Source organism: Luteimonas sp. S4-F44, assembly GCF_022637415.1.
GTDB lineage: Bacteria > Pseudomonadota > Gammaproteobacteria > Xanthomonadales > Xanthomonadaceae > Luteimonas.
In genome coordinates this window covers 262,481-277,799 of the sequence record NZ_CP093340.1, presented here as the reverse complement: position 1 = coordinate 277,799, position 15,319 = coordinate 262,481, and the positions used below count along the sequence as shown (strand labels likewise).

The window sequence follows — 15,319 nt, the reverse complement described above, 5'->3', positions numbered from 1 at the left end:
CACCCGCGCCCTGCGACCCGGCGTCGCAGGGCGCGGCGCCGGGGCGAGCGTAGAATCGCCGGATGATCAGACTCGATACCCGCATGCGGCGGATGCGCCGCGACGATTTCTCGCGCCGGTTGATGCGCGAATCCACGCTCACCGCCGACGACCTGATCTATCCGGTCTTCGTGCACGAGGCCAGCGGGCGCGCGGCGGTGCCGTCGATGCCCGGTGTCGAGCGTCTGTCGATCGACGAACTGCTGCGCGTGGCCGAGGTCGCGAGCGAATTGCGCGTGCCCGCGCTGGCGCTGTTCCCGGTCACTGCGCCCGACGCCAAGTCGCTCGACGCGGCTGCCGCCTGGGACGATGCGGGTCTGTGCCAGCGCGCGGTGCGTGCGCTCAAGGCACGCTTTCCGGAGCTGGGCGTGATCACCGACGTCGCGCTCGACCCCTACACCACGCACGGCCAGGACGGCATCGTCGACGAGGCCGGCTACGTACTCAACGACGTGACCGTCGAGGCACTGGTGCGCCAGGCGCTGTCGCATGCGCACGCCGGGGCCGACATCGTCGCACCCAGCGACATGATGGACGGGCGCATTGGTGCGATCCGGGCCGCATTCGAGGCCGACGCCCATGTGCATGTGCGCATCCTCGCCTACGCCGCCAAATATGCGAGCGCGTTCTACGGCCCCTTCCGCGATGCGGTCGGCTCGGCCGGCGCATTGGGCAAGGCCGACAAGGCGACCTACCAGATGGACCCGGGCAACTCGGATGAAGCGATGCGCGAGATCGCGCAGGACCTCGACGAGGGCGCAGACATGATCATGGTCAAACCCGGCATGCCCTACCTGGACATCGTGCGCCGCGCCAAGACCGAATTCGCGGTGCCGGTGTTCGCCTACCAGGTCAGCGGCGAGTACGCGATGCTCAAGGCGGCGGCCGCCAATGGCTGGCTCGACGAGCGCAAGTGCGTACTCGAAACGCTGCTGGGCTTCAAGCGCGCGGGCGCCGACGGCGTGCTGACCTACTTCGCCCTCGACGCCGCCCGCTGGCTGCGCGCGGGCTGAGCCCCCGCGCAGCCGATGCCGGCCTCCCCCGCGAACGGGGGAGGCGGCGTTGCTTCAGTTGGCCTGGCGGGCCACCGCGACCGGAAGCGTCAGCGCGGTGCGCTGCGGACCGAGCGCACCGCCGACCGGCTCGAGCGTGACCTCACCGAAGCGCCAGCTGCCGTCGGCCGGCAGGCTGCGCGCGTCGACCGTGATGCGCACGCTGACGCTGGCACCGGCCGGCACCCGCAGCTGCGCCGGCACCGCCGTCGCCGCAACGCCGGCAACGCGCACCCGCCAGGTCGAGGCCTGGGCATGCGGATTGCGGAACGTACGCACGAAGCTGCAGCTGGTCTGGCAGTTGCGGTTGGCCAGGCCCGGCTGGTTGAGGTTGGCGACATCGCCGCCCTGCGCCGGGTTGGCCGCCAGGTAGCGCGCACCGGTCTCGTGCATCACCAGACCCGCCTCGGCCGCGCGATCGACGCGGATGCGGCCGCTGCCACGATCGAACGGCGTGCCGGGCGTGACCTCGTCCTCGGTGTACACCAGGGTCTTGGCGGTCAGTGCCAGCGCCGACTTGATCTCGGGCACCGACCAGTCCGGCCGGGCCTGGCGCAGCAGCGCGGCGGCGCCGGCATGGTGCGGCGAGGCCATCGAAGTCCCGTTCATCAGACCCAGCGCGTTCTCGTAGCCGGTGATGGTGTCGCCGGCCACCGTGGCCAGGATCGACACACCCGGCGCGACCACGTCGGGCTTGAGCAGGTTGAAGGTCCCGGCCGGCCCGCGCGAGCTGAAGGCGCCGAGCGCGTCGGGCACGTTGGGCGTGGGCAGCGGCGGGTAGCCGATGCCGGCGGTGGCGTTGGGCCGGGTCGCGGCGAAGTCGCGCAGCGCATCGCCCTCGGCCTGGGTCACCGAGAACACCGGTACGGTCGCGCCCGGCACTGACGGCACCAGACCACCCGGCGCGTTGTTGGCGATCAGCACCGCGACCGCACCGGCTGCGGCTGCGTTCGCGGCCTTGTCGGAGAACGCGCAACTACCGCGGCGCACGACTGCGATCGCGTTCTGGAACGTGCCCGCAGCGTAGGCGCTGCAGCCATCCGTGCCCCCGTCGATCCCGGCGCTGATCCGCAGCGGCGTGGTACCGGGAATGCTCGCGGTGTGCGGCGTACCGCCGGTGCCTTCGGTCAGCAGGATCAGCGACAGCGGCTCGGGCACCGGGGACGGCCCTGTGACCTGCAGCGCGGACGCGAAGGCGCCGCGGCCATGCTGCGCCGCGGCGGTCGAGGCGACCCAGGGCTCGAGGTGGCCCATGCTGTTGGCGGCCGGACCGCTGTTGCCGGCCGAGGCCGCGACGTAGATGCCGGCCTCGCTGGCCGACAGGAACGCCAGCGAGACCGCCTCGCTCCACGGCTGGCCGCCACCGCCGATCGAGTAGTTGATGACGTCGACGATGCCGTCGGCGAGCGCCTGTTCGACCGCGGCCACTGCCGAGACGTTCGGGCACAGGCCCTGACCGTCCGACAGACGCGTGTAGCAGATGTCGAAGGCGACGATGTTCGCGCGCGGCGCCACGCCGGAGATCGCGCGCGCGTTGCCGCTGAAGACCACGTTGCGGCGGTTGCCAGCGACGGTGGAGGCGACATGGCTGCCGTGGCTGTTGGTATCACCGAAGCCGGGTTCCTCGCGGATGCCCTCGCGGCCACAGGTCAGCCCCGGCGCCTCGCACACGAAATCGTAGCCGCCGATCAGCTTGTCGTTGCAGCGGCCGGCATCGATGCCGCCGGGCGCGCAGGTGCCGAGGTACGTGCCGCTGCCGAGCGGATTGGTATGGACGTAGCCGTCGACCGGGTCGACCGCCGAGAACGACGGCGAGCCGAAGTTGATGCCCGAATCGAGGATGCCGACCACGACGCCTTCGCCCTGCAGCGCGCCCAGGCCGCCGACCGCGCCGTTCCACAGCGCCGGTGCGCCGATCAGGCCGGGCCCGGTGTCGGTGTCGAGCGCGTACTCGCGGTAGGGCTCGACGAAGCGCACGTCGCTGCGCGCGGCGACCTTCGCCGCCTCGGCGGGCGCCAGCTCGACGACAATGCCGTTGATCGCATGCTGCATCCGGCGCTCGACCCGCAGCGACCGCCCCAGATCCAGCGCGATGCCGCTTTCGACTTCGCGCTGGCGCCGCTGCAGATAGCCGAGGTAACTGCGCGCCGGTGCGCTGCGCACGTCCAGGCGTTGGCCGTCGCGGCGCTTGGCCGGCGCCGCCAGCCCGGCGACGCCGCCGGTGTAGCCGGCCAGCGCCGGATCGTCGAAGACCACGATGTAGCGCCCCGGGCCTTGTGCGGCCGGTGCCGGCGATGCACCGCGCGGCGTGGCGGCAGAGGCGACCGGGGCAGTGCCCAGCAGCGCGCCCACGCTCTGGCGGGCCGACTGCAGGGCCTGCCGGGCGGCGGGCTCGGCGCCGGGAATGACGGTACTTGCGGCGGCGACGGCAACGACGCCGAGCAGGACCGAAGCCCCGCAGAATGTGCGGATACGTGACATGCGAAAGACTCCCCTCTTCAGATACGGTGATTCACCGGTGACCTGTCCGACGCGCACGGCACGGGTGCCGTCCCCGCCCGACCTTCTCGATGCCGCCGCGCCCCCCTGGCTCGCTGCGTCCCCCTGCTTGCACTTCCGTGTATACCGCGTCCTGGCCGTGGCCGCATCCTGCGCTGCGGCCGATTCGCCCCGGCGCATCCCTGCCAATGCCGATGGCATGCCCTAGACTCGTCACGCGCCGGACCGGCGCGCCGCCTGCCCGAGTCGCCCGATGCCCAGCCCCCGCTACGCCGTGTTCGGCCATCCCGTCGCCCATTCGCTGTCGCCGCGGATCCATGCCGCGTTCGGGCGGCAGACCGGGATCGCGATCGACTACACCGCGATCGATGCCGCGCCTTCGGCCTTCACCGAGGCGTTGACGGCCTTCGCGACATCGGGCGGCACCGGCGCCAACGTCACGCTGCCGCTGAAAGAGGCGGCGTTCGCATTGGCCGACACGCAGTCCGAACGCGCGCAACGTGTGGGCGCGGTCAATACGCTGGTGCGCCGCGGCGCGACCTGGCATGGCGACAACACCGACGGCGCCGGCCTGGTCCGCGATCTGACCGATCGCCACGGCCTGGATCTGCGCGGGCGGCGGACGTTGCTGATCGGCGCCGGCGGCGCGGCACGCGGGGTCGCCGGGGCGCTGCTGGAAGCCGGGGTCGACGGCCTGACGATCGTCAACCGCACGCCCGAGCGCGCCGACGCGTTGGCCGATGCGCTCGGCGAGCCCGGGCGGGTGCATCCACGCTATCTCGAACGCGTCGGCGAGGCGGGCGAGTTCGACCTGATCGTCAACGCCACTTCCGCCGGGCGCGCCGGCACTGTCCCGGCGCTGCCACGCGCCCTGGTGGGCATGCGCACCGCCGCAGTCGACCTCAACTACGGTGAGGCGTCGGTGCCGTTCCTGGCCTGGGCGCGCGCCCACGGCGTGCGCGATGCGATCGACGGGCTGGGCATGCTGGTCGAGCAGGCGGCCGAGAGCTTCGCGCTCTGGCACGGCGTGCGCCCGGAGACCGATGCGGTGTTCGCATCTCTGCAGTCGCGCAACGTCGCGCTGGTCAGCGCGGACTAAGGGCCGACGGTGGACGTCCAGGCGCTGTTGATGTCGATGCTCATGCAGTTGCCGGCTCGCGTGCCGCTGCTGATCGCGCTCGCTGTCGCGCTCGCGCTGGTGCTGCGGCAGCGGGCGGCCGACCCGTTTGCAGTGCGGCTGGCGGCCTGGGGATTCGGCGTGATGTTGGCCGCCCAGGTGCTCGCGGCGGTGACCTATCCGCTGTTGCAGGCCTATGTCACCAGTGCCGCGCTGCCGTTCGCGGCGACGGGGCTGTTCTACAGCGTCATCGGCATCGGACTGGCGATGATCGAGGCGACCGGCCTGATCCTGGTGGCACTGGCGGTCGTGCGCCGGCGCCGCTGACGGCGGGCACCGATGGACTGCCGTCCGGCCTGCGCGGCGTGCTGCATCGCGCCGTCGATCACCTCGCCGATTCCCGGCATGCCCGACGGCAAGCCGGCGGGCGTGGCGTGTGTGCAGCTCGACGAGACACTGCGCTGCCGGCTGTTCGGCCGTCCCGAACGACCCGCGTTCTGCGCCTCGCTGCGCCCGGCCGAGGACATGTGTGGGGCATCGCGCAATGCCGCGTTCGCCCTGCTCGCCCATCTGGAACGGGCGACGGCGCCGTAGTCGGTCAGCGGTAGCGCGCCTCGAGCAGATCGAGATCGCGGACCAGCCGGCGCGCGACCTCGTCGGAGATCCGGCGATGGCGGGCGAGGCTGTAGATGCATTCGCGCTCGGCCGCGACGGCCGCGATGCGCAGCGCGCGCTCGGCGTGATCGGCGCGGCGTAGCTCTTCGGCATCGATGCCGCCGCCCGCCTCGCGGCGCAGCCGGTCCTCGTACAGCGCCATGACCCGGACCGCGGCACTGGCGTAGAGGTCGGGCTCGGATTTGGCCTCGGGCAGCGCATGCTGCGCGCGCTCCACGGCCGCCACCGCGGCGGCCGCGCCCTCGTACAGCGCCAGATCCATCTCACGGTCGCTCTCGTCCTCGACCGGCGCGGTGAGGCCGCGCAGCAGCCGCGGCAACACCAAGCTGCCGAGCAGCAGCGAGATCAGGATCACCGCCGCCGCCAGAAAAATCGCCAGGTCGCGCGCCGGAAACGGCGTGCCGTCATACAGCGCCAGCGGCAGCGTCAGCACACCCGCCAGCGTGATCGCGCCGCGCACACCGGCCAGCGACATCGCCGCAACCAGCCGCGTCGCCGGCAGCCGCCGCTCCGCACCGCTGCGCGACAGGGCGATCCACAAGGTCACCCACACCCAGGCGAAGCGCAATGCGAACAAGCCGGCGTAGATCGCCAGCACGTAGACCAGCAGCCACCACGGCGTGACGTGGCCGGCCTCGCGCACCGTGCTCACCGCGCGGTCGACGATCCACGGTAGTTGCTCGCCCAACAGCACGAAGATGATGCCGTTGAGCGAGAACTGCACCGTGTCCCAGACTGCAGCGCGCTGCACCCGGGTCGTCGCCAGGGCGCGGCCGCTGAGCTCGACGTAGCTCATCGTGATGCCGGCTGCCACGGCAGCGAGGATGCCTGAGGCACCGATCTGCTCGGCCAGCAGGTAGGCGCCGAACGGCGTCAGCAGGCTGATCAGGATCGGCGTGCCCGCCTCCTCGCCGAACACGCGCGAGACCAGCGCATGTCCGCGGTTGATCGCGATCGTGAACGCCGCGCCGACCGCGACGCCAGCCAGGGCCACCCACAGGAAGGTCAGCGAGGCGGAGAGCAGCGAGAAGCCGCCGGTCAGCGCGGCGGCCACCGCGAAGCGGAAGCACACCAAGCCCGAGGCGTCGTTGAGCAGCGACTCGCCCTCCAAGATGTGCATGACGCGCGAGGGAATCGGTGCGCGCGCGGCGATCGACGACACCGCGACCGGATCGGTCGGCGACAGGATCGCGGCCAGCGCGAACGCCACCGCCAGCGGCATCGCCGGGATCATCCAGTGGATCAGCAGACCGGCGCCGAGCACGGTGAACACCACCAGCCCCAGGGCCAGTTGCAGGATCACGCGACGGTCGCGGAACAGGCCGCTCTTGGGGATCCGCCAGCCGTCGAGGAACAGCAGCGGCGGCAGGAAGAGCACGAAGAACAGGTGCGGGTCGAGCGTGACGCCCCGCCCGAACACGCCGGCGATCGTCGCGCCCAGTGCGATCTGCACCACCGGTAGCGGAAGCGGCAGCCAGCGCTGCAGCACGCGGGTCAGATAGCCGCTGACGACGACCGCCAGCAGCATCACCAGGACGACTTCGATCGAATGCATGGGGCGGTCGGCGGCGCGCGGCGCGGGAGTCCAACACGATAACGCTGTCCGGCGATCGCGGGGGAGCGCATCGCGTGCGTGCCCGTGTCTCGGTATAGCCCGCGTGCATGCGGAGGTTGAGGCTGGAATGGCAGTTGGTTTCCTGAAGGGGCGCGTCGTTCGCGCCAGCATTGCAGCTCGACTTCAAGTGGGCAGCGGGCTGCCGGCCGGAAGCCACTCTTCACTCGACAAGGCATCCTGCCTTGACTCGGGCGCGCGCCATCCATGGCGCGCTTGACGTGGCCTCCGGCCGCCAGCCCACTGCGGTAAGGGTTGTGAACGCGACTTCGTCTAACGCGGCGGAGGAGCGAAGCGGTCTGTGACATCGCCCAACGCCGCGAGCCCCTAGAATCGAACGTCCCCAAGCCGCTGTGCCCGACGATGACCAATCCGCTGCTCGACTTCTCCGGCCTGCCCCGTTTCGACGCCATCACGCCGGCGCACGTGCAGCCGGCGATCGATGCGCTCGTCGCCGAGGCCGAGGCCGCGCTGGCGGTCGCGGGCCGGACCCAGCCGGTGGGCTGGGAGCAGGTCGTGGTCCCGCTCGAGGATGCGACCGAGCGCCTGGGGCGCGCCTGGAACCAGGTCTCGCACCTGAACGCCGTGGTCAACACGCCCGAACTGCGCGCGGCCTACAACGCCGCCCTGCCGAAGGTGACCGCCTTCTTCAACGCCCTCGCCCAGGACGAGGCGCTGTACGCCCAGTACCGGCGTCTGTCCGACGAGGCCGATGCGCTCGGCCTCGATCCGCTGCGTCGACGGGTGATCGCCCACGCACTGCGCGACTTCCGCCTCGGCGGCGCCGCGCTCGACGCCGAAGGCAAGGCGCGGCTGTCGGCGGTCCGTCAGGAGCTGGCCGCGCTGTCGGCGCAGTTCTCCGAGCACGTGCTCGATGCGACCGATGCGTTTTCGCTGCATGTCGACGATGCCGCGCGGCTGGCCGGCCTGCCCGATGATGTCGTCGCCGCGGCGCGCGCAGCCGCCGAGAAAGCCGGACGGCCTGGCTGGACGCTCACGCTGCAGATGCCGTGTTACCTGCCGGTGCAGACCTACGCCGAGGATCGCGACCTGCGCGAGACGCTGTACCGCGCCTACGGCCTGCGCGCGTCCGAGGCCGGTCCTGCGGAGCGCGACAACGGCCCGTTGATCGCCCGGATCCTGATGCTGCGCGCCGAGCAGGCCACGTTGCTGGGCTTCGACGACTACGCCAGCCTGTCGCTGGCGACCAAGATGGCGACCTCGCCGGACGACGTGCTCGGCTTCCTGCGCGACCTCGCGGCGCGCGCACGTCCGCATGCCCAGCGCGACCGCGATGCGCTCGAGACGTTCGCGCGCGACACGCTGGGCCTGGATACGCTGCAGCCCTGGGACGTCGCGTTCGCCGCCGAGCGTCTGCGCCAGGCGCGTTACGACTACTCGGCACAGACGGTCAAGCAGTACTTCACGCAGGATCGCGTGCTCGCCGGCCTGTTCGACCTGATCCACGCCCTCTACGGTCTGCGCGTCGAAACCGACAGCGCCCCGGTCTGGCATCCGGATGTGCGCTTCTACCGGCTGGTCGACGGCGATGGCACGCTGGTCGGGCAGTTCTATCTCGACCTGTACGCGCGCGAAGGCAAGCGCGGCGGTGCGTGGATGGACGACTGCCGCAACCGTCGCGCGACCGGCGCCCATGTGCAGACGCCGCTGGTGTACCTGGTGTGCAACTTCGGCCGCGGCGCCGATGGTCGCCCGGCGACGTTCACCCACGGCGAGGTGACCACGCTGTTCCACGAGATGGGCCACGGCCTGCACCAGTTGCTGACCGCGGTCGGCGAACTGCCGATCGCCGGCATCAACGGCGTGGAGTGGGACGCGGTCGAACTGCCGAGCCAGTTCATGGAGAACTTCTGCTGGGAGTGGCCGCGCGTCGAAGCGATGACCGCGCACGTGGACACGGGCGCGCCGCTGCCGCGCGATCTGTTCGACCGCATGCTGGCCGCGCGCAACTTCCAAAGCGGCCTGCAGACGCTGCGCCAGATCGAGTTCGCGCTGTTCGACATGCAGTTGCACGCCGGCTTCGACCCGGCCCAGGACGATGCACTCGCCCTGCTCGAGCGCGTGCGCGACGAGGTCGCGGTGCTGCGCACGCCGGCCTGGCACCGGTTCCCGCACCAGTTCGCGCACATCTTCGCCGGCGGCTATGCGGCTGGCTACTACAGCTACAAATGGGCCGAGGTGCTCAGCGCCGACGCCTATGCCGCGTTCGAGCAGGCCCCGGACCGTCTGGCGCAGACCGGCGCCCGGTTCCGCGACGAGATCCTGACACGCGGCGGCAGCCGCGATGCGGCCGAGAACTTCCGCGCGTTCCGCGGCCGCGATCCCGACATCGCTGCATTGCTGCGGCACAGCGGCATGGCCGCCTGAGCGCACGGCCGGTCGGCGACACCGCCCCGCGCCCGCACTGCGCGGCCGTCACGCGGCCGTGCGACCATGCCCGCGGTCGACTCCTGGATCGCGTCCATGCGCCTGCTCGTGCTGCTGTGTTCGCTCGCCATGCCCATCGTCGGCTGGCTGTCGCAGACCGGTGCATTCGGCCCTGACCAGGGCACGGTGTCGGGGCGCTACCCGACGCTGCTGGTCGCGGCCGGCTACGCGTTCTCGGTCTGGGGCCTGATCTTCCTGCTCGACATCGCCTACGCCGCCTGGCAGGCGACCGGCGCACGCCGTCACGATCCATTGCTCGCGCGTATCGCCCCGGTCGCCGCCCTGGGGTTCGCGCTGACCACGATTTGGATGCCGTTGTTCTCGGCCGGTCAGTTCATCGCGTGCGTCGCGGTGATCGTCGGTGCACTCGCGTGCCTGGCCTGGTGCGCGGTACGGCTGTCGGACGGCAACGCCGCGCGCGGCCGGCGCATCGCCTGGGTGGCGCTGTCGCTGCACGCGGGGTGGTTGTCGCTGGCCGCCTTCCTCAACATCGCGCAGACCATCGTCGCCTACCAGTGGCTGCCGACCTCGCGCATGCTCGGCTGGAGCCTGGCGCTGTGGGTGATCGCGGCCGCACTGTTGCTGGTGCTCAATGCGCGCATGCGCGGCAACCCGGCTTATGCCGCGGTCGCACTGTGGGGGCTGTTTGCGGTGTGGATCAAGCAGACCGACTGGCCGCTGGCCGGGGCGACGACCTCGGCCTGGGTCGCGCTGGGCATCGCGACGTTGCTGGTCGTGCAGACGGTCGTGCTGCAGCTGCGCCAGCGGGCCGCATGACGCGTGCCGCGATGCGGCAGCGCGTTCATGTTCCGCATGGCATCGGCGCGGCATCGTAGAGGCCTCGTCCCCAGGAGCACGCCATGTCCCACTACCGCCTGCTGCCTGCCGCGCTGATCGCGCTCGCGCTGCCCGCCGCCGCATCCGCGCAAGTGAGCACCAGCGCACTGGAGCCGCTCGCCGATCCGCCGGCGGTGTCGTCGCAGAGCGGACGCCAGACGGGCGTGGTGACCTACGACGGCGCCGATGGCCAGCAGGTGATCATCCGCTCCTACGAGCCGCGCCCGGCAACGACGAGCGCCTACCGGATCGATTTCGCCGCGCTCGATGTCAACGGCGACGGCTACATCAGCCGCGCCGAGGCGCGCGCCCATCCCACGCTCTTGGCGGAGTTCGACGCGGTGGACAGCAATCGCGATGGCCGCCTCAGCCGCGAGGAACTCGCCGGCTGGCTGCGTTAGCCTAGCCGGCCCGGCCGCTGTGGCCGGCACAGGAGGCCAGGCGTGACCCATCCCGATCCGACTCCCCGGGCCGAGCCCGCATCGCGCACGCCGATGATGATCGGCGCGGTGTTCGTGCTGCTGGGCGGCATCTTCATCGGCGCATTGGGCACGACGGTCATGCTGCGCACGAGCATCGGCTCGGCCGGCGATCTCAAGGCGCGCGAGGCCATCCGCCTGCAGGAGCTGCTGGTGGCGGACGACGGACGGCTGGACCCGGCGCAGACCGCCGAGCGGGCGACCGCGGCCTTCGCGCACAGTTTCGTGGTCAGCGCCGCGGCACTCGATGCGGTCGCCTCGCTCGACGATCGCCAACGCATGCTCGACATCGCGCACTGGCTGGTCGAGACCGGCGCGCTGGCCGACCGTCGCGACGCGGTCTCGCGCTGGGCCCAGGCCGCGGCGCACTGCCTGGTCGCAACGCCCGAACAACCGCGCACCGCCGCCAACTGCGTCCGCGACGCGATGCCGGGCGACGTGCCGCGTCCCGAGCGCGGCGACTGATCCGGCAGCATTCGCGCACGGCGTCAATCCTTGATACGACAACGCCCGGCTTGCGCCGGGCGTTTCGAAGCGTGGTGTCGCGCTGCGGTCAGTCGCGCGACTGGCTGATCACGCGCCCGTCCTGCGGATCGAGCTTGAGGTCGACGCGCTGGCCTTCGCGGGTATCGGCCTCGGCTTCCCACAGGCCGTCATCGAACTTCACGTCCTCGATCTTGGTGAAACCCGCGGCAGTGAGCTTGGCGCGGATGTCGGCCTCGCCCAGCGTCGTCGCGCCGGCAGTGTCCGGATAGACGCGACCGGTCGCCGGATCGAGACGGACATCGATCTTGCGCCCGTTGGCATCCCTGGCGTCGGCCTTCCATAAGCCATCCTTGAATTCGAGATCGGTCACGTCGGTATAGCCGCCTTCGGTCAGCGTGGTGCGGACCTGGGCGCTGGTCATGGCGTCCTGCGCAACGGCGGCGCCGGCGGCCAGGGACAGCGCGAACACCAGGCCACGGATCAGGGTCGTCTTCATCGATAGGGCTCCAGGAAAAGGGTGAGCCGAGTCTTCTGCGGGCTGCGCGAAGCAGCAGTGAACGGCGGTCGCCGATGCCGGGCGCGGTTCATCGACGCGGCGCCGCACCGTCGCCAGCGGCGACACACGGGGCGGACAGCAGGCGGACTATGCTCGCGGCCGGCCTCCACGCACCGCCGCCCCCATGACGTCCAGCGATATCCAGGTCCTGCTCATCGCCCTTGCCAGCGTCGTCGTGCTGGTGCTGCTGATCGTGGCGCGGCCCCGGCTGCATCCGCTGCTGGCCTTGTTGCTGGTGTCGTTCGGCGCGGGCCTGGCCACCGGCATGCCACTGGACGCGCTGGTGCATGCGGTGAGCAACGGCGCCGGCAAGACGCTGGGCGCCGTCGGCCTGGTGGTGGCGCTGGGCGCCATGCTGGGCAAGGTGCTGGCGCAGGCGGGCGTGACGGACACGCTGGCCAATGCCATCCTGCGGCGCGCCTCGCCGCGTGTGCTGCCGTGGGCGATGGCAGGCGTGGCCTTCATCATCGGCATCCCGATGTTTTTCGAAGTCGGGCTGGTGATCCTGCTTCCGCTGATCTTCGGCGTGGCCCGCAAACTCGAGTCGCACGGCGAGGGTCGCGGCTCAGCCTATGTGTATGTGGGCGTGCCGGTGATCGCGGCGCTGGCCGCCATGCACGGCATGGTGCCGCCGCATCCGGGGCCGCTGACCGCCATCGCCACCCTGGGCACCAGCGTGGGGGCGACCATGCTCTACGGCTTCATCGCCGCGATCCCGGCCATCGTCCTGGCGGGGCCGGTCTACGGCATGTTCATCGCGCCGCGCATGTCGGTAAGACCCGACGCGGCCCTGCTCGATTCCGATGCCGCCGCTGAAGGCGCGGCGACGGCGCAGCACGCGCCACCGGGACTGGGGCTTGGCATCGTCGTGGCGCTGGCACCCGCGCTGCTCATGCTGTGCCATGCAGTGGCGGAGGTGCTGCTCCCCGAAGGCTCGACCGTGCTGCACGTCGCTGCCTTCGTTGGCCATCCGATCGTCGCCATGCTGCTGGGCGTGATGCTGGCCATGGTGGTCCTGCGGCCAGGCGAGCCCACGGCGGTGCGCAAAGCGCTGGGCGAGAGCGTCAAGCCGGTGGCCGGCGTGCTGCTGATCATCGCGGGCGGGGGTGCCTTCCAGCAGGTACTGACCGATGCCCGGGTGGGCGATGCGATCGTGCACATGAGCCAGCAGTTGGCCCTGTCGCCGCTGCTGCTGGGCTGGCTGATCGCGATGCTGCTGTCGGTCTCCACCGGCTCGGCGACCGTGGGCGTGGTCGGCGCGGCGGGTCTGCTGGCACCACTGGGCGCGGCCGAGCCCACGCTCAACCTGCCGCTGCTGGCGCTGTCCATCGGCTGCGGCTCGCTGTTCTTCAACTACGCCAACCACGCGGGCTTCTGGTTGGTGAAGGAGTCCTTCGGCATGAGCATGGGCGAGGCGACGAAGACCATCTCGGTGGTGCAGTCGATCGTGTCGCTGGTCGGGCTGTGCATGGTGCTGCTGATGAATCTGCTGCCGCCGTTGGTCTGACACGACGCCACGACCGCAGGTGGTGCGCCGACTGACTCGGACATCAGATCCAGAGGGTGTCGCGCAGGCGCCGCAGCACCGGCTGGAGTCCGTCGAGCGGCACCGACCCCAGCGCCAGCCGCAGCGCGTGCGGTGCGTGACGGCCGGTCGCGTAGGCCTCGGCCTTGGAGACGGCGATGCCGCGCTCGGCCAGCGCCTCGCAGGCGCCATCCATACGCAGGTCCTCGGGCAGGCGCAGCCACAGGAACGGCGATGCAGGATGCGCGCGCACGTCGAGACCGGCGAGCGCGTCGGCCGCGATCGCCTGGCGTTGGCGCGCGTCATGGCGCAAGGCGACCTCCTGCTGCGCGACCGTGCCGTCGGCGATCCAGCGCGTCGCCATCGCGGTCACCAGGCTCGGCAGACTCCAGTGACTGGCCCGGATCACCGCCTTGACCCGCACCGCGCAGGCCGCAGGCACGACGACGTAGCCGAAGCGCAAGCCACTGGCCAGACTCTTGGACAGGCTGGCGACATGGAAGGTGCGTTCGGGCGCCAACGTCGCCAGCGCGACCGGCGCCGGCTCGGCCAGCCACGCATAGGCCGCGTCCTCGATCAGCACGCAGTCGTGGCGTCGCGCGATCGCCACCAGCCGCTGCCGCTGCTCGATGTCGAGCACCCAGCCCAATGGGTTGTGCAGCGTCGGCATCGCGTAGATCGCCCGGATCGGGCGGCTGCGGCACAGCCGCTCCAGCTCGTCGAGATCGGGACCGTCGGCGCACGCGGGCACCGGCGCCAGATCCAGCGCCTGCAGCTCGGCGAGCATGCGAAAGCCCGGGTAACCCAAGGCGTCGACCGCGACCGCGTCGTGCGGCCGCAGCATCGCCCGCACCACCACGTCCAGGCCGTGCTGGGCGCCGTTGACCAGCAGGATCCGCTCGGCATCGGCATCGATGCCGCGCGCGGCGGCCAGCAGGTCGGCCACGATCCGGCGCTCGTGGCGTCGCCCGCCGGGCGGTTGCTGGTGCATCAGCGCCGCCAGGTCGCCGGAGGCGGCCAACTCGCGCAGCATGCCGCGCAGCAGCGCCGCCTGGCCGGGCCAGGTCGGATGGTTGAACGACAGGTCGACCGCGCTCGCGCTGCGTCGCGCCTCGTCGCCGCTGTCCCACTCGCGCTGCGGCGGGCGATCGCGCACGAACGTGCCGCGTCCGGTCTCGCCGACGACCAGGCCCATCGACCGCAACTGCGCGTAGACCTTGCTGGCCGAGGCGACCGCGATCCCCTGCCGGGCGGCCAGTTCGCGATGCGTGGGCAGCGCCGTGCCCGGCGCCAACCGGCCGCTGTGGATCTGCGCGGCGAGGCGCTCGACGATGACCGCGACCGGCGAAGTGGCCATGCAGACGTCCCTAGGACAATTTCTTGATTGCTCCAATCTACGCGATCACGCTTCCGGACGAAATGCGGGCGCGGCCCGGCTCAACGGCCTCACCTGTGGACTGGTGACGCCGCGCCGACACGCCATCCACCTCACGCCCCAAGGAGCGCCGATGTCTCACGAACCACCGCGCCTGCCGATTCTCGACCACCTGCAGCGCCTGCTCGATGGACGTCCTGCCGACCCCACTGCCATTCCTCTGCGCTACCCCACCGCGATTTCGCAGCTGCTGGGCTTTCGGCTCGTCGCGGTGAGCGAGGCGATGGCCGCCATCGAGCTGGAGGCCGATCCCGAACGCCACGGCAACCAGCAAGGCACCGTGCACGGCGGGCTGTTGTGCGAACTGGCCGATGCGACCATCGGCACCGCGCATTCGACGCTGATGCAGCCGGGCGAAACCTTCACCAGCATCGACCTCGACGCGACCTTCGTGCGGCCGGTCTGGCGTACGCGTCTGCGCGCGCATGCCTGGGCCGAACATCGCGGCCGCACGATCGCGCACTACCGCTGCGACATCCAGCGCGAGGATGGCAAGGTCGTCGCGCGCATGGCCAGCAAGGTCATGACGCTGCGCGGCGAGCACGCCCAGGGCCGTTGA

General features: G+C 71.2%; 14 protein-coding genes. 10 read left to right on the top strand and 4 right to left on the bottom strand.

What is annotated here, in order from left to right; translation table 11 throughout:
- Nucleotides 1–62 precede the first annotated feature (62 nt).
- Nucleotides 63–1,052, top strand: coding sequence for a porphobilinogen synthase (gene hemB / locus MNO14_RS01265; protein ID WP_241945011.1), 990 nt, complete (start codon nucleotides 63–65; stop codon nucleotides 1,050–1,052).
- A gap of 54 nt (nucleotides 1,053–1,106) precedes the next feature.
- On the opposite strand, the gene MNO14_RS01260 is transcribed toward hemB, so the two are convergent.
- Nucleotides 1,107–3,572, bottom strand: a complete 2,466-nt coding sequence (locus tag MNO14_RS01260) for a S8 family serine peptidase (RefSeq protein ID WP_241945010.1) — start codon at nucleotides 3,570–3,572, stop codon at nucleotides 1,107–1,109.
- A 271-nt stretch (nucleotides 3,573–3,843) separates the two neighbouring features.
- On the opposite strand from MNO14_RS01260, the gene aroE reads away from it, so the two are divergent.
- The 3 genes from aroE to MNO14_RS01245 are packed head-to-tail and all read left to right on the top strand — an operon-like array spanning nucleotide 3,844 to nucleotide 5,301.
- Entirely contained in the window at nucleotides 3,844–4,689 is an 846-nt protein-coding gene (gene aroE, locus MNO14_RS01255; RefSeq protein WP_241945009.1) for a shikimate dehydrogenase, read from the top strand.
- Nucleotides 4,690–4,698: 9 nt separating this feature from the next.
- Nucleotides 4,699–5,034 carry a hypothetical protein gene (locus MNO14_RS01250; protein WP_241945008.1) on the top strand — a complete coding sequence of 112 codons (336 nt, stop codon included), beginning with the start codon at nucleotides 4,699–4,701 and terminating at the stop codon, nucleotides 5,032–5,034.
- Between the two features lie 12 nt (nucleotides 5,035–5,046).
- Nucleotides 5,047–5,301, top strand: coding sequence for a YkgJ family cysteine cluster protein (locus MNO14_RS01245; protein ID WP_241945007.1), 255 nt, complete (start codon nucleotides 5,047–5,049; stop codon nucleotides 5,299–5,301).
- A gap of 4 nt (nucleotides 5,302–5,305) precedes the next feature.
- On the opposite strand, the gene MNO14_RS01240 is transcribed toward MNO14_RS01245, so the two are convergent.
- On the bottom strand, nucleotides 5,306–6,937 hold the full coding sequence (locus MNO14_RS01240; RefSeq protein WP_241945006.1) for a Na+/H+ antiporter: 1,632 nt from the start codon (nucleotides 6,935–6,937) through the stop codon (nucleotides 5,306–5,308).
- Nucleotides 6,938–7,357: 420 nt separating this feature from the next.
- Here MNO14_RS01240 and MNO14_RS01235 point away from each other — a divergent pair, with 420 nt between their 5' ends.
- The 4 genes from MNO14_RS01235 (at nucleotide 7,358) to MNO14_RS01220 (ending at nucleotide 11,223) form a co-directional block, all read left to right on the top strand.
- On the top strand, nucleotides 7,358–9,382 hold the full coding sequence (locus tag MNO14_RS01235; protein WP_241945005.1) for a M3 family metallopeptidase: 2,025 nt from the start codon (nucleotides 7,358–7,360) through the stop codon (nucleotides 9,380–9,382).
- A gap of 96 nt (nucleotides 9,383–9,478) precedes the next feature.
- Entirely contained in the window at nucleotides 9,479–10,219 is a 741-nt protein-coding gene (locus tag MNO14_RS01230; RefSeq protein WP_241945004.1) for a hypothetical protein, read from the top strand.
- An 83-nt stretch (nucleotides 10,220–10,302) separates the two neighbouring features.
- A complete protein-coding gene (locus tag MNO14_RS01225) occupies nucleotides 10,303–10,680 on the top strand; it encodes a hypothetical protein (protein WP_241945003.1) in 378 nt (125 codons plus the stop codon).
- Nucleotides 10,681–10,722: 42 nt separating this feature from the next.
- Nucleotides 10,723–11,223, top strand: a complete 501-nt coding sequence (locus MNO14_RS01220) for a hypothetical protein (RefSeq protein WP_241945002.1) — start codon at nucleotides 10,723–10,725, stop codon at nucleotides 11,221–11,223.
- Between the two features lie 88 nt (nucleotides 11,224–11,311).
- Here the strand turns inward: MNO14_RS01220 and MNO14_RS01215 are convergent, their stop codons facing one another.
- Nucleotides 11,312–11,740 carry a PepSY domain-containing protein gene (locus MNO14_RS01215; protein WP_241945001.1) on the bottom strand — a complete coding sequence of 143 codons (429 nt, stop codon included), beginning with the start codon at nucleotides 11,738–11,740 and terminating at the stop codon, nucleotides 11,312–11,314.
- A gap of 184 nt (nucleotides 11,741–11,924) precedes the next feature.
- Here MNO14_RS01215 and MNO14_RS01210 point away from each other — a divergent pair, with 184 nt between their 5' ends.
- The gene (locus tag MNO14_RS01210) at nucleotides 11,925–13,307 is read left to right on the top strand and encodes a gluconate:H+ symporter (protein WP_241945000.1); all 1,383 of its coding nucleotides are present in this window, start codon (nucleotides 11,925–11,927) and stop codon (nucleotides 13,305–13,307) included.
- A gap of 43 nt (nucleotides 13,308–13,350) precedes the next feature.
- Here MNO14_RS01210 and MNO14_RS01205 read toward each other — a convergent pair whose 3' ends face one another.
- On the bottom strand, nucleotides 13,351–14,682 hold the full coding sequence (locus MNO14_RS01205) for a PLP-dependent aminotransferase family protein (protein ID WP_241944999.1): 1,332 nt from the start codon (nucleotides 14,680–14,682) through the stop codon (nucleotides 13,351–13,353).
- On the opposite strand from MNO14_RS01205, the gene MNO14_RS01200 reads away from it, so the two are divergent.
- Nucleotides 14,657–15,319, top strand: coding sequence for a PaaI family thioesterase (locus MNO14_RS01200; protein WP_241944998.1), 663 nt, complete (start codon nucleotides 14,657–14,659; stop codon nucleotides 15,317–15,319). The genes MNO14_RS01205 and MNO14_RS01200 overlap by 26 nt on opposite strands.